The following is a 13745-nucleotide window of genomic DNA, read 5'->3' on the forward strand; positions in this document are numbered from 1 at the left end:
GGTTATAGATTTACAGGGTGGAGTGTAGAGAAAACACGTCAATCAGAAAATGGTAGATATTGTGAACTTCACTTCGCAAAAGCCGAACCATTGACACGCTTGTCGCCGTCCGTCCACCCGGGCGACGGATGCGCCACGGGATTGACGGGAGCCTCCGGCTCGTCGTTGCCGGCGGTGCCGGCGGCCACGGCGTGCGTGCCGAACCGGCTGGCGCGCGCGATCACGGCGTTGGCCCAGTTGCGGTGGGTGGCCACTTCGCACATCGAATCGTCGAGCTTGAACACGGCCGGCGCGTCGCGGTCCAGGATGCGCAGCGCCATCGCCACTTCCTTCGGCTGCACGCGGAAGTGCTGTTCGATCGGCTCGATCTGCGACGGGTGGATCGCGGTCTTGCCCACCATGCCGTAGGCGATGTCCTGCTGCACTTCCTGGGCCATCAGCGCCGGGCAGTCCAGGTGCTCGAATACCGGGGACGTCAGGCGGAAGCCGTACGGCCGGAACGTCGTCACCAGGCTGGCGATCACGGGGCCCAGCGGCGACTGGTAGATCGTCATGTCGCGGGGCCGGCGCAATCCCAGCAGCGCCAGCAGGTCGTTGCCGCCGATGCGCAGCGCCAGGATGCGGGGCGCGATGTCCGGCATCGACAGCCGGACGCGCAGCGCGCGCATTTCCGCCGGGTCGAACACCTCGGCCGTTTCCAGCGTCGGCATCAGCAGGTGCCTGGTGCCGCTCAACAGGCCGATGTACTCGTCCAGGTTGTCGCGCGTGGCCTTCGGGATCACGAAGCCGGCCAGTTTTTCCACCCCGTCCATCGCCAGCACGCGCGCCAGCACGCCCGTGTTCCGCACGCGCACGAAGCGGTCGATCCGCGCTTCCGCACGCATCGCCCGCAGCGTTGCGGCCAGGTTGGCCAGCGCCGCCTCCAGCTCGCGTTCCGCCACCGCGTCCTCGGTGCAGAAGATGACCGAGCGCAGCGCCGCGATCCGTTCTCCATTGGCGATCTCGAGCAGGTGCCGGTGTGTCGTGGGTACGTACAGCGAAGCACCTATCGGTTTGTCATGCATCGCCTTCTCTCCTGATCAGTGAAACGCCCTGGTAGGGCAACGCCCGGTCGACCACGACCGGCACTTCCTTTTCCTGCGCCAGCAGCTTCAGGTGCGCCACGTCGGCGGCATCGGGATCGCGCAGGATCAGCAGCCGCGGCACGCGCCGCAGCAGTACCCGGGTGGCCTCGCCGATGCCCGGCTTGATCAGGTTGACGTCCGCCACGCCATGGCGCTCGGCCAGGTCGCGCAGGCAGGCGCGCGACGTGGCCGCCGCGCGCGCCCGATCGACCGGCACCGGGGCCAGCTCGCCGGCCTCGGCGATTTCCAGGGCCGCCGCCACGATATCGTCGGCAAAGGCCTGCGACCGGTCGTGCGCGGCGAATTCCTTGTAGTACACGCAGCCGTGGTAATCGCCCTGCCCGGTGCCGCCATTGACGACGGTGCGGCTGACCAGCCCCGAGACGGTGGCATTCAGGATGCTCGACGGGATCAGGTAGTCGGCATCCGAGCTGGCGCAGGCCGCGGCACCGGCCAGGTCGGACAGCACGAACAGCCCCGCGTCGATGCGCACGCGATGCTGCAGGTTGAAACGTTCGACGGAACGTTCCAGCTCGCGGGCGATGACGCCCTTGCCGGTCCAGCCATCGATGAACACGATCGATGCGGGCACGTGGCCCGCCAGGATCGTGCGCAGCGCCGCCTCGTCGATGCCCCGGTCGCGCACGATCGACACCGAATAGTGCACGGCGTCGCGGTGCAGCACCCGTTCCAGCAGGTGCCGCACGACCACGCCCACCGGCGTGCCGGCGCGGGCCAGCGAGACCAGCGTGATCTGGCCCGAGCGCCGTGCCGCGACCAGGTGCGCCAGGCGCAGGCAATCCGCCGCCATGCGGCCACGGTTGGCCTGGCAGGCCTCGTCGAACAGCGCCAGGTGCCGCGCCGACGGCAGCCGCTCGGCCGACAGCATCTCGCTGTAGTGCCGCTGGCCGGACTGGATCAGCGCTTCCTTTTCCTCGACCGACACGAAGGCGTGGCCGGGCAGGCGCCGCAGCAGGAACTGCACGTCGCCCTGCCGGTAGCTGCCGGAAAACGGCATGAAGGCGCCGGCATTCGATGCGCTGTTCGCCGCGCTGTTTCCGCCACTCATAGCGCCCCCAGGGCCAGCGCCGACAGCTGCGTGCCGCGCGGGATGATGGCGTAATCGCAGGCCGCCATGAAACGCGCGTCGGAGCGGCTGTCGCCCATGCCGAAGGTCATGATCGGGCCATGTTCGTCGCGCAGCCGGGCCTGCAGGTAGTCGACGGCGCGGGCCTTGTTCAGCCGCTTCGGCAATACCGCCAGGTTGTTGCCGTTGCGGTGCAGGCAGAAGTCCTGCCCCGCCGTGGCCAGCCACGGTTCCACCGCCTCGCGTTCGATCGCGTCGAGCCGCGCCAGGTCCTTGTCCGCATCCTTGACGTTCACGTAGAACGGCAGGCCGAGATCTTCCACCAGCCGGATGCGGGCCGGGAAACCCGCGCGCTGCGCGTAGTCCTCGATCACGGCCCGCACCTGGCGCAGGCCCGGCAGGGCGGTGGCCATGTCGTCACCCATGCGCGCCAGCCAGACCCGGTCGGGCGTGCCGTCCGGCGCCAGGATGATCCCGCCGAAGTCGATGATCCGGTAGTGCGCGAACGGATAATCGACCCGCGCCAGCGCATCGCGGTCGCGCGCGGTGGTGGGGATCAGCGTCATGCCTTCGCCGACCAAGTCGAGGAAGGCGCGCTGGCGGGCGTTGGTGTACGAGTTCGCCGAGCCGTCCTTGAGGAAGGCGATCGGCTGCAGCACGTCGGCCGGGTCGCACTTCGCCAGCGAGTGGAACAGCGTGTCGTCCAGGTCCACAAAAAGGAACTTCTTCAAGGCAGGGCTCCCTCGATCGTGTCCTCCGAGCGGAAATGCAGCAGCCGGCCGCCAAGCTGGCGGGCCAGGTCGCGCAGCGCATCGTCGGCCGGGGTTTCATGGCAGATCAGCACATGCGCGTACTGGCCGGGCCGCACGTTGTAGAGGTAATTCGCGATGCCCTCGCCATAGTTGTCGGCGAATGCCAGGCGGCTGCCGATCGCGCCCCATTCGAGGATCGGCGAGCGCGTGGTCGACTGCACCACGGCATCGATGCCGGCGCCGGCCAGCGCATGCGCCAGCAGGAACGGCGGATGCATGAATTCGCCGGTGCCCAGCACCAGAACGGTCTCGCCGGGAGCGATGCCTGCCGCCAGCGCGTCGACCACGGCTGCCGGGATGGCCAGGGGCCGTGCCAGGCCCGCGCGGCCGAAGGCACCGCCCACCGCGACGCCGCCGGCCGCACCGACCACCTGCGCCGGCGCGGTTTCCGGGAAGCTCGCGCCGGCAGCGAAGGTGAAACTGCCATGCAGCGCCGCGCCCTGCGTGACGGGCAGGCCGATACCGGCCGACAGCGCCTCGCCCGCCTGCGCGCCCATGAAATCGGTCAGCGTAGCCAGGTGGACGTGGGCCAGCGCCGGATTGAGCGAGCGGCAGGCCGCGGCCAGGTTGCGGAAGGTGGTGCCGGTGCTCGCTTCGTCATCGACCAGCACGAGCGAGCGCGCGCGCATGAACAGCTGGTGCAGCGCGGGATCGGCCGGCAGGTGCAGGAACTGCCGCGGCGCGTGGCTGTGCGGTTCGGCGAATTCGACGGTCGGCACGCCATCGATGCGGTAGCGCGTGGTATGCAGGAACAGCGCCTCCGCTTCCGGGTGGCGCCGCAGGTGCGACTCGAACACGCCCTGCCCCAGCCCGATCGCCGTTTCGGCCAGCGCGATGAACACCACGGGACCAGGCAGCGCGGCCGGCAGCTGGCCCGCCAGCGCATCGTGCAGCTCGCGCATCATGGCGGGGCGCGATGGCCAGTGCTTGCCCAGTACCTTGCTGACGAACAGGAAACCCCGCCTAGCATTGGCGCGCGCGCCGAAACCCAGCAGGCTGTCCAGCGGGTATGCCCCCGCGTCGGTGCGCACGGTGAGCACGCCGGTCGGCATCGCGATCTCGCGATGGCCGGGCGCGGCCCAGCCATTCATGGCACGGTCATTCATTCGATCCCCTTCATTGTGCCCCCTCCAGTTCCACGGCATGCTGCCATTCGCCGACACGCATGCCGGCCCGTACTTCGGGGATCTCCAGGTGTTCATAGCCCCGGTCGAAGCCCGCCAGCGCCAGCCAGGGCAGCGCCGGCCCCGCCATGCAGGCCATGCCGACCCCGCCCGACATGCGCGGATTGATTTCCAGCAGCCGCATGCGGCCGCTGCTCACGCGGAACTGTACGTTGAATACGGCGTTCAGGCCATACGCGGCGGCCAGTCGCGTCACGGCCTCCAGGATCACCGGCTGGGGATCGATCACCTGCCCGGCGCCCGGCTTGAGCAGCTTGCGGCGCGGCACCGCGCAGACCAGGCGGCCATTGTCGGCCAGGCAGTCGACACTGTATTCCAGGCCTTCGAGGAATTCCATCAGCAGCATGGTGCGGAATTCGCCGAGGCCTTGCAGGCCATTGCGGAAGTCGTCCAGCCCGATCTGGTACTGGTCGCCCGCCATCAGGATCTGCGCGCTGCTGCGCTCTTCATCGAGCAGGGCGAAGCCCAGCCCGTACACGGATTTCGACGGCTTGACGCACAGCTGCGGGTACTTCGCGCGCAAGCTGGCATGGCCGGCATCGAACTGCGCGGCCGTGGTGAACGGCACCGTTTCCGGCGGCGGCGCCATGGGCAGGTCCACCGTCGCGTAGAAACGTTCCTTGTCGTGCAGCAGTGCCAGCACGTCGGCGCTGGCCACCGCCATCACGCGCGTGCCGACGGCGGCGAAGCGCTCGCGCGCGGCACTGACCAGGGCCGCCTCGCGATGCGGCACGAAGATGCCGATGTCGCGGCGCTGGCAGAAGTCCAGGCACCATTCCAGGTATTCGTCGCCCTTCAGGGGCGGTTCCGGTTCGAACGCGTGGGCCGCGCCCGCCGCCACGGTCCGGCTGCCCGCCGTGTACAGCAGGTGATACCGGCCGGCGCGGTCATGCTGCCGGATCAGCGTCATCGCGTTGTAGATCGATGAAAACGTTCGGTTGTACCAGACTCGCATATGTCCTCTTTGTTGGAATGATCGGCTGCCGGGGCGCGGTGCACGAGACCACGAGAATAAACTGAAAACCGAAAAAAAAGCGGTGGCCGGTTGACCGGACCACCGCAAAGGGAAGCGCGCCATGGGGCAGGCGCAGGTGAAACACGGTACGTGCCGCGGCGTCTTCGCTGCGGCGTTTGCTGTCATCCGACTGCATGTCTTCGCGCGGCGGCACCGGGCCACCGCGGCTTGGGGCATGGCATGCGCCATGCCTGCGCGGCCCATCGGGCCGCAGGGTATTACAGGTGCTGCGCGACTTGCGGCAGCAGCTCGTCAAACGTGCGGCCGGTGCCGTTCTCGCCGATCGCGTGCATCTTCCATTCGCCGTTGTGGCGATACAGCTTGGCCATGATCTGGGCGCTGTGCGAACCCTGCACGGACAGGTCGAAGCGTGCCACTTCCTTGCCGTTGTTCGCATTCAGCAGGCGGCAATAGGCGTTCTGCACCTGCGCGAAGCTCTGGCCGGTGAAGCTGTTTACGGTGAACACGATGCTCTTCACGTTGGCCGGCACCTGCTGCAGGCTGACGCTGATCTGCTCGTCGTCGCCATCGCCGGCGCCGGTGCGGTTGTCGCCCGAGTGCACGACGCTGCCGTCGCGGCTCTTCAGCTGGCGGAACCATACCGTGTCGACCGGCTTGTTGGCCTCGTCGAACAGCAGGCAGGAAGCATCCAGGTCGACGTCGGCGCTCTTGCTGCCGAAACCGAGGAAACCCTTGCTCTTCACGGAATCCCAGCCCAGGCCCATCGTCACGTGCGACAGCGCGCCGCCGGCTTCCTTGTCCAGAGAGATCTTCTGGCCCTTACTCAAATTCACTGACATGTCTGACTCCTTGGTGTGCTGCTCGTAGTGCTGTTCGTAGTGCTGCTCGTTCTCTGCTCATTGAACCCTGCCGGCGGCCGACCGCCGGCAAGGCACGCTTAGACCGCTACGCCGTAGCTGGTGGCCAGCGAGGCGAGGCCGCCCGCGAAGCCCTGGCCCACGGCGCGGAACTTCCAGTCGCTGCCGCTGCGGTACAGTTCACCGAACACCATTGCGGTTTCCGTCGAGCTGTCCTCGGACAGGTCGTAGCGCGCCACTTCCTGGTTGTTGGCGGTGTTCACGCAGCGCACGAAGGCCTTCTGCACCTGGCCGAAGTTCTGGCGGCGGGTGTCGGCATCGTGGATCGTCACGCAGACGGCGATCTTGTCCACGTCGGCCGGCACTTTCGACAGGTCGACCTGCACGGTCTCGTCGTCGCCCGTGCCCTCGCCGGTGCGGTTGTCGCCCGAGTGCTGCACGGCGCCGTCGGTCGATTTCAGGTTGTTGTAGAAGATGAAGTCGGAGTCGCTGCGCACCTTGCCATCCGCTTTCAGGATGAATGCCGAGCTGTCGATGTCGAATGCCGCGCCATCGGTGGTGCGCACGTCCCAGCCCAGGCCGATCGTCAATTGCGACAGGCCGGGAGCTTCCTTGCTCAGGTTGACGTTGCCGCCTTTTTGCAGACTGATTGCCATGATCGAATACTCCTTCAGTTAGTAGGACACCCTTGTTGCTTATCCGGCGCGACTGGTGTCTGTAGCGCGCCGCGATTCATCGCGGGCGATGCCGCCCGCCTGGTTCTGCCGATCACTTGTTGCTTGATCAATGTCAAGCAGTGTAGAGGAAACATTTGAATATAAAAATAGAAGATAATATGAACATTACTGCGCAAAAATCGAAACCATGAAAACCAGCGGCATCAATTTTCGCCACCTGTATTTCTTCCGCGTGGTGGCCGCGGAAGGCAGTGTCACACGCGCGGCCGAGCGGCTGGGCCTGGCCATCCAGACCATCAGCGCGCAGCTCGCGGCACTCGAGCAGTCGGTCGGCAAGCAGCTGCTGACACAGCAGGGCCGGCGCCTGGTGCCCACCGAGGCCGGCCGCGTGGCGCTGACCTATGCCGAGCAGATCTTCGAACTGGGCGACCGCATGCAGGAAGCGCTCAACGAAGCCGACGCCGGGCGCACCCGCCTGACCGTCGGCATCTCGGACTCGCTGCCGAAGCTGATCGCGTACCGCCTGCTGCGGGCGGCGTTCAACATGAAGGTACCCGTGAAACTGGTGTGCGTGGAGCGCGAATTCGAATCGCTGCTGGCCGACCTGGCGCTGCACAAGCTCGACGTGGTGCTGACCGACCGCTCGGTGCGCGCCTCGGCCAGCCTGCGCGTCTATAACCACCTGCTGGGGGAAAGTGAAATGCTGGTCTTCGGCACCAAGGAGCTGGTGCACCGGCTGGGCGGCAACTTCCCGCGCAACCTGAATCAGGCGCCGATGCTGCTGCCGACGCGGAACAACGCGCTGCGCGGGCGCATCGACGAGTGGCTGCTGAAGCACGACGTGCGGCCGGAAGTGGTGGGCGAATTCGAGGACAACGCCATGCTGACCACCTTCGCCCGCGACGGCCTGGGCCTGTTCTTCGCCCCGGCCGGCCTGGAACCGGATATCCAGGCGCAGTACGGCGCGGTGCCCGCCGGCGCCGCCACCGAACTGCGCGAACAGTTCTACGCGATCTCGAGCGAGCGGCGCATCAAGCACCCGGCGGTGGAAGCGATCATGGCCGCCAATACGGGGCTGTTTACGGTTTAGAAACGAGTTTAGAAGCGGATGTAGAAGCCGGTTTAGAGGCGGGGGCAGGAGCGGATGTAGGAGCGGATGTAGAAGCGGGTGCAGGCGCGCCGCCGGTCGGCCGGTAGCGCCGCGCGATCGCGGCCAGCCCCGCTTCGGCGTAGCACATCATGTCGTCGACCAGGCCGGCCGGCTCGTTCGCCAGCGCCGGCAATACTTCGCTGCGCAGCGCGGGCGGCGCCAGCAGCAGGGCCATGCACGGCCCCATCAGCAGGAACAGGCTGCGCTGCAGCCCCGGGCTTTCCGGCGGCAAGCCCAGGATGTCGGACACCACCCCCATCATCACGCGCACCTTCGGCGCGACGGCTTTCTGTGCCAGCGCGGAAATGCCGGCCGTGGGCGACAGCAGTTCGCGCACCAGCACGCGCGTGGCCCAGTGGGCGTCGGGAGCGACGGCGCGCTGCACGATCCCGGCCAGCACGGCGCGCAGCTTGTCGCGCGGCGCGCAATCCATCGCCGCCGCCTGCTGCATGGCTTCCAAAGTTACCAGGTGCTGGTGCGCCTCGATCAGCACCGCCTCGTAGAGCTGCTCGCGGCCGCCGAAGTGATAGTTGACGGCCGCCGCGTTGGCGCCGGCGCGCGCGCAGATTTCCTTGCTGGTGGCGTCGGCATAGCCACGCTCGGCAAACACTTGCCCCGCGACAGCGAGCAATTGCTGGCGGGTGGCATTGCCGTGGGCACTGCCGGAACGGGCGGCGGGGTGACGGGTCGAACTCAACATGCGGCAATTGTACGACAGCCCGCGACGAATCTGATTGAAATTCAAATTTCAATTTGATATAAAGACGTCACACCTCTGGAGCCGATGATGACCGCGCCCTCTCCACAACAAGCCGCCGCCCCCGCCACGCCATCGAAACGAAGGAAGATCGGCATCGCCGCGCTTGCCGTTGCGCTGGCGGCGGGCGGCTGGTACTGGTGGCATGCCAGCCACCCGCCGCGCAACCCGGATGCGATCGTCTTGCATGGCAACGTGGAGTTGCGCCAGGTATCGCTGGCGTTCAATGCCAGCGAGCGCATTGCCCGCCTGGCGGTCGACGAAGGCCAGCGCGTGGTCGCGGGCCAGATGCTGGGGGAACTCGATACCCGCACGCTGGCGCTGCGGCTCGACGCGGCGCGCGCCCAGGCCGAAGCCCGGCAGCAGGTGCTGCGCCGCCTGCGGGCCGGCAGCCGCCCGGAGGAAGTGGCCCAGGCGCGCGCCAACACCGCCGCGGTACAGGCCGACGCCGACCTGGCGCAACGCCAGCTGGAGCGCCTGCGCGCCACGTGGCGCGAGTCCAATGGGCGCGCCGTCAGCCAGCAGGATCTCGACGCCGCCCAGGCCAGTGCCCGCACGGCCGCGGCCCGCCTGGAAAGCATGCGCAAGGCACAGCAGCTGGTGCAGGCCGGCGCCCGCGAGGAAGAGGTGGCGGAGGCACAGGCGCAGTTGAATGCGGCGCGGGCCGACATTGCCCTGATGGAGCGGCAAATGGCCGAAGCGCGGCTCACCGCCCCGGTGGATGCGATCGTGCGGTCACGGCTGATGGAACCGGGCGACATGGCCTCGCCCCAGCGCCCGGTGTACACGCTGGCCATCGCCGATCCGAAATGGGTGCGTGCCTGGATCGCCGAAGCGGACCTGGGCCGCATCCGCCCGGGCATGGCCGCCAGCATCGCGATCGACAGCCAGCCGGGCCAGCCGCTGCCGGGCCGCGTGGGCTACATCTCTTCCGTGGCGGAATTCACGCCGAAGACGGTGCAGACCGAAGAACTGCGCACCGCGCTGGTCTACGAAGTGCGCGTGCTGGCGGACGACCGGGCCGACCGGCTGCGCCTGGGCATGCCCGCCACCGTGCACATCGACGCGCGCCGCTGACCATGGACCCCGTGCTGGCAATCAGCGGCCTGCAAAAGCGCTTCGGCGCCACCGCCGCGCTGCGCGACATTTCCCTCGCGGTGCCGCGCGGTGCGCTGACCGCCCTGGTGGGCCCCGATGGCGCCGGCAAGACGACGCTGCTGCGCATCGTCGCGGGCTTGCTGGCGCCCGATGCGGGCACGGTGACCGTGCTGGGCATCGACGTCGCCGCCCAGCCGCAACGCGTGCAGGACAGGATCAGCTACATGCCGCAGCGTTTCGGCCTGTACGAAGACTTGTCCGTGCAGGAAAACCTCGACCTGTATGCCGACCTGCACGGTGTGCCGGCCCGGGCGCGCCGCGAACGCTTCGAGCGCCTGCTGGACATGATGGACCTGCGGCGCTTCACGGCACGCCCGGCCGGCAAGCTGTCCGGCGGCATGAAGCAGAAGCTGGGGCTGGCCTGCACGCTGGTGCGCTCGCCCGAGCTGCTGCTGCTGGACGAGCCCACCGTGGGGGTCGATCCCCTGTCGCGCCGGGAACTGTGGCGCATCGTGCAGGAACTGGTCGACAACGAAGCGCTGACCGTCATCGCCAGCACTGCCTACCTGGACGAAGCGGAGCGCTGCGCCACCGTGCACGTGTTGCATGAAGGCCGCCTGCTGGCTTCCGGCACGCCCCGGGAACTGCGCAGCCGGGCGGACGGGCGCACCTTCCTTGCCACGCCGGCCGATGGCGGCGCCCGCGCGCTCCAGGCGCGCCTGCTCGATGCGCGGGCGACCGTGGTGGACGCGGTGCCGCAGGGCGGGCAGGTGCGCATGATCCTGCGTGAGGATGCTCCTCCGGGCTCGCTCGAGCGACTGCTCGGCGGCGCCGGTGCCGTGCCGGTACCGCCCCGGCTGGAGGATGGCTTCATGCTGCTGCTGCGCGGCGGCGGCGGGGAAGCGTCGCCGGCCGCGGACACGGCCACGCTTGCCGCGCCTGTCGCGGGCACCAGCAGTCACGGCGATAGCGACAGCAACGGCGGGCATGCCCCGGTGATCGAAGTGCGCGACCTGGAGCGCCGCTTCGGCGACTTCACCGCGGTCGACAAGACCAGCTTCGACGTGCGCCGCGGCGAGATCTTCGGCTTGCTGGGACCGAACGGCGCCGGCAAGACCACCACGTTCCGGATGCTGTGCGGCCTGCTGCCGGCCAGCGGCGGCACCCTCCGCGTGGCCGGGGTGGACCTGCGCGCCGCCCGTGCGCAGGCGCGGCGCAATATCGGCTACGTGGCGCAGAAATTCGCGCTGTACGGCAACCTGACCGTGGCCGAGAACCTGGCCTTCTTCGGCGGCGCGTATGGCTTGCGGGGCGAGCGCCTCAGGCAGCGCACGGCCCGGATGCTGGACGAGTTCGGCCTGCACGGCCAGGCCGCCGCACCGGCCGGCAGCCTGCCGGGTGGCTTCCGCCAGCGGCTGGCGATGGCGGCCGCCCTGCTGCATGAACCGGCCATCCTGTTCCTCGACGAACCCACCAGCGGTGCCGATCCGCTGGCCCGGCGCGCCTTCTGGCGCCGCATCACGGCGCTGGCGCTGGCCGGCGTCACCACCATCGTCACCACGCACTTCATGGAAGAAGCGGAATACTGCGACCGCGTCGCCATCCAGGATGCCGGCAGGCTGCTGGCATTGGGCACGCCCGGCGAAGTGCGCGAACAGGCCGGCGGCGCCGCCACGATGGAACAGGCCTTCATCGCCATTGTCGAAAGGAGCCGCGCATGCACGACATGAACGGCAGCCGGGGTTTCGTCCGCCGCCTGGCGGCGCTGACCCGCAAGGAATTCCGCCAGTTGCTGCGCGACGCCAGCAACTTGGCGATCGGCATCGCCCTGCCCATCGTGCTGATCCTGATCTTCGGCTACGGCATGTCGCTGGACGTGAAGGATGCGCCGGTCGCGGTGGTGCTCGACGACGCCTCCCCCGCCGCCTACGACGCGGTGGCGGGACTGCGGCTGTCCGGCGCGTTCCGCCCCGTGTTCGTCGCATCGATGCACGACGCCGTGGCCTTGCTGGAACGGCGCGAAGCGGATGCGATCGTGCGCGTGCCGGCCGATTTCTCCGCGCGTCTGGGTGCCGGTGGCGCAGCCATCCAGCTGATCGTCCACGGCGCGGAAGCCAGCCGCGCGGCCATCATCGCCAACTACATCACGGGCGCGCTGGCGCAGTGGCCGCAGCGGCGGCTCGACCGCGAAGGCGGCCCGGCGCTGGCTGCCGAAGTATTGCCCGTCATATCGTCCAACGGTGCCGTCACCATCGAGCAGCGCATGTGGTTCAACGCGGCCAATACCAGCACCTGGTACCTGGTGCCGGGCCTGATCGTGCTGATCATGACGCTGGTCGGCGCCTTCCTGACGGCGCTGGTGATGGCGCGCGAATGGGAGCGCGGCACGCTGGAGGCGCTGTTCGTCACGCCGGTGCGGCCGGTGGAAATCCTGCTGGCCAAGATCATCCCGTACTTCACGGTCGGCATGGTCGGCCTGGCCCTGTGCCTGGCCGCGGCGCGCTGGCTGTTCGCGGTGCCGATGCAGGGCTCGCTGTGGATCATCCTGCTGGCATCGATGCTGTACCTGTTCGTGGCGGTGGGCATGGGCCTGCTGATCTCGTCGGTGGCGAAGAACCAGTTCATCGCCAGCCAGGTGGCGCTGCTGGCCAGCTTCATGCCGTCGCTGATGCTGTCCGGCTTCCTGTTCGACCTGCGCAACGTGCCCGCCGTGGTGCGCTGGATCGGCAACGCCCTGCCCGCCACCTACTTCATGGAACTGCTCAAGACGCTGTTCCTGGCCGGCGATGTGTGGCCCCTGATCGTGCGCGACTGCGCCGTGCTGGCCGGCTACGCGGTACTGCTGCTGGGTGCCGCCCGCCTGGTGACCCGCAAGCGGCTGGACTGACGCCATGCACGACACGCTTGCCGACCTGTGGTTCCGCTTGCTGAACCTGTGCCGCAAGGAGTTCCTGGCGGTGCTGAAGGACCCGAAGAGCAGGACCATCCTGGTCATGCCGGCGCTGGTACAGAGCCTCCTGTTCGGCTACGCCGCCACCTACGACCTGAACGACGTGCCCTATGCGCTGGTGGACGACAGCCGCAGCGCCGCCTCCGCGCAACTGGCCGCCAAGCTCGATGGCACGGGCGTGTTCCGGCGGGTTGCCACCGCGAATACGCCGGCGGCCGAGCGCCACCTGGTCGACACGCAGCAGGTGCTGCTGGTGCTGCATATCCCGCGCGACTTCGAGCGGCGCCTGTATGCGGGCGAACAGGTGCCGGTGCAGCTGATCCTCGACGGCCGCAATTCCAACACGGCCGGATCGGCCGCCAGCCATGTCGCCGCGGTGGTCGCCGACTTCAACCGCCAGTGGCGCGAGCGGCATGGCGGCCGCGGTGCGCCGCTCGAGGTGGCGGTGCGCGCCTGGTTCAACCCGAACCTGGAAACCCGCTGGAACCTGATGCCCGGCCTGATCGCCTCGCTCAGCATGCTGCAGACGCTGCTGCTGACGGCGCTGTCCGTGGCCCGCGAGCGCGAGCAGGGTACGTTCGACCAGCTGCTGGTGACGCCGATGACGCCGGCCGAGATCATGCTCGGCAAGGCGCTGCCGCCGGTCTGCATCGGCCTGCTGCAATCGACGCTGATCCTGCTCGTCACGCGCTTCTGGTTCCAGGTGCCCATGGCCGGCTCGGTGGTGTCGCTGTACGCCGCGCTGGCGCTGTTCACGGTTGCCTGCGTGGGCATCGGGCTGGCCATTTCGGCCGTCGCCGCGAGCATGCAGCAAGCCATGCTGTACACCTTCGTACTGGTCATGCCGCTGATGCTGCTGTCCGGCCTGACGACGCCGGTGCGCAACATGCCGCCCCTGATGCAGACGCTGACATGGGCCAATCCCCTGCGCTTCGCGATCGACATGGTGCAGCGCATCTACCTGGAAGGAGCGGGGCTGGCCGCAGTGCGGCACGACATGGTGCCCTTGCTCGTCATTGCCGCCATCACGCTGCCGTACGCCGCCTGGCTGTTCCGGCACCGCCTCGTGTGAG

13 protein-coding genes are annotated in these 13745 nt (G+C 68.4%); 5 read left to right on the forward strand and 8 right to left on the reverse strand.

Translation table 11 applies throughout. The features are described from left to right. Positions 1-68: 68 nt before the first annotated feature. From EYF70_RS23900 to EYF70_RS23930, 7 genes are all read right to left on the reverse strand, one after another. Positions 69-1064: an HpcH/HpaI aldolase/citrate lyase family protein gene (locus EYF70_RS23900; RefSeq protein ID WP_131147625.1), complete on the reverse strand. Its 996-nt coding sequence runs from the start codon at positions 1062-1064 to the stop codon at positions 69-71. Next, on the reverse strand, positions 1057-2193 hold the full coding sequence (locus tag EYF70_RS23905; protein ID WP_229420532.1) for a cysteine protease StiP family protein: 1137 nt from the start codon (positions 2191-2193) through the stop codon (positions 1057-1059). Before EYF70_RS23905 ends, EYF70_RS23900 begins: the two co-directional genes overlap by 8 nt. Next, complete coding sequence (locus EYF70_RS23910; protein ID WP_131147626.1) at positions 2190-2942, reverse strand: HAD family hydrolase; 753 nt, start codon at positions 2940-2942, stop codon at positions 2190-2192. Before EYF70_RS23910 ends, EYF70_RS23905 begins: the two co-directional genes overlap by 4 nt. Beyond that, the gene (locus tag EYF70_RS23915) at positions 2939-4129 is read right to left on the reverse strand and encodes a phosphoribosyltransferase domain-containing protein (RefSeq protein ID WP_229420533.1); all 1191 of its coding nucleotides are present in this window, start codon (positions 4127-4129) and stop codon (positions 2939-2941) included. The genes EYF70_RS23910 and EYF70_RS23915 overlap by 4 nt, the downstream gene beginning before the upstream one ends. A 10-nt stretch (positions 4130-4139) precedes the next feature. Continuing rightward, positions 4140-5162: an ATP-grasp domain-containing protein gene (locus EYF70_RS23920; RefSeq protein WP_131147627.1), complete on the reverse strand. Its 1023-nt coding sequence runs from the start codon at positions 5160-5162 to the stop codon at positions 4140-4142. Positions 5163-5440: 278 nt separating this feature from the next. Continuing rightward, positions 5441-6022, reverse strand: a complete 582-nt coding sequence (locus tag EYF70_RS23925; protein WP_131147628.1) for a TerD family protein — start codon at positions 6020-6022, stop codon at positions 5441-5443. 98 nt (positions 6023-6120) lie between these two features. Further along, on the reverse strand, positions 6121-6696 hold the full coding sequence (locus tag EYF70_RS23930) for a TerD family protein (RefSeq protein WP_131147629.1): 576 nt from the start codon (positions 6694-6696) through the stop codon (positions 6121-6123). 208 nt (positions 6697-6904) lie between these two features. Here EYF70_RS23930 and EYF70_RS23935 point away from each other — a divergent pair, with 208 nt between their 5' ends. Then, positions 6905-7807, forward strand: coding sequence for a LysR family transcriptional regulator (locus EYF70_RS23935; RefSeq protein WP_131147630.1), 903 nt, complete (start codon positions 6905-6907; stop codon positions 7805-7807). On the opposite strand, the gene EYF70_RS23940 is transcribed toward EYF70_RS23935, so the two are convergent. Beyond that, the gene (locus EYF70_RS23940; RefSeq protein WP_131147631.1) at positions 7797-8567 is read right to left on the reverse strand and encodes a TetR/AcrR family transcriptional regulator; all 771 of its coding nucleotides are present in this window, start codon (positions 8565-8567) and stop codon (positions 7797-7799) included. The genes EYF70_RS23935 and EYF70_RS23940 overlap by 11 nt on opposite strands. A gap of 87 nt (positions 8568-8654) precedes the next feature. Here EYF70_RS23940 and EYF70_RS23945 point away from each other — a divergent pair, with 87 nt between their 5' ends. The 4 genes from EYF70_RS23945 to EYF70_RS23960 are packed head-to-tail and all read left to right on the forward strand — an operon-like array spanning position 8655 to position 13744. Further along, the gene (locus EYF70_RS23945; protein WP_131149315.1) at positions 8655-9701 is read left to right on the forward strand and encodes an HlyD family secretion protein; all 1047 of its coding nucleotides are present in this window, start codon (positions 8655-8657) and stop codon (positions 9699-9701) included. 2 nt (positions 9702-9703) lie between these two features. Further along, a complete protein-coding gene (locus EYF70_RS23950) occupies positions 9704-11452 on the forward strand; it encodes an ATP-binding cassette domain-containing protein (protein ID WP_131147632.1) in 1749 nt (582 codons plus the stop codon). Next, positions 11440-12609, forward strand: coding sequence for an ABC transporter permease (locus EYF70_RS23955; protein ID WP_229420535.1), 1170 nt, complete (start codon positions 11440-11442; stop codon positions 12607-12609). Before EYF70_RS23950 ends, EYF70_RS23955 begins: the two co-directional genes overlap by 13 nt. 4 nt (positions 12610-12613) lie before the next feature. Further along, entirely contained in the window at positions 12614-13744 is a 1131-nt protein-coding gene (locus EYF70_RS23960) for an ABC transporter permease (protein ID WP_131147633.1), read from the forward strand. Position 13745: the final 1 nt, after the last annotated feature.

It is taken from the genome of Pseudoduganella albidiflava (assembly GCF_004322755.1).
In the GTDB taxonomy this organism is placed as follows: domain Bacteria; phylum Pseudomonadota; class Gammaproteobacteria; order Burkholderiales; family Burkholderiaceae_D; genus Rugamonas; species Rugamonas albidiflava.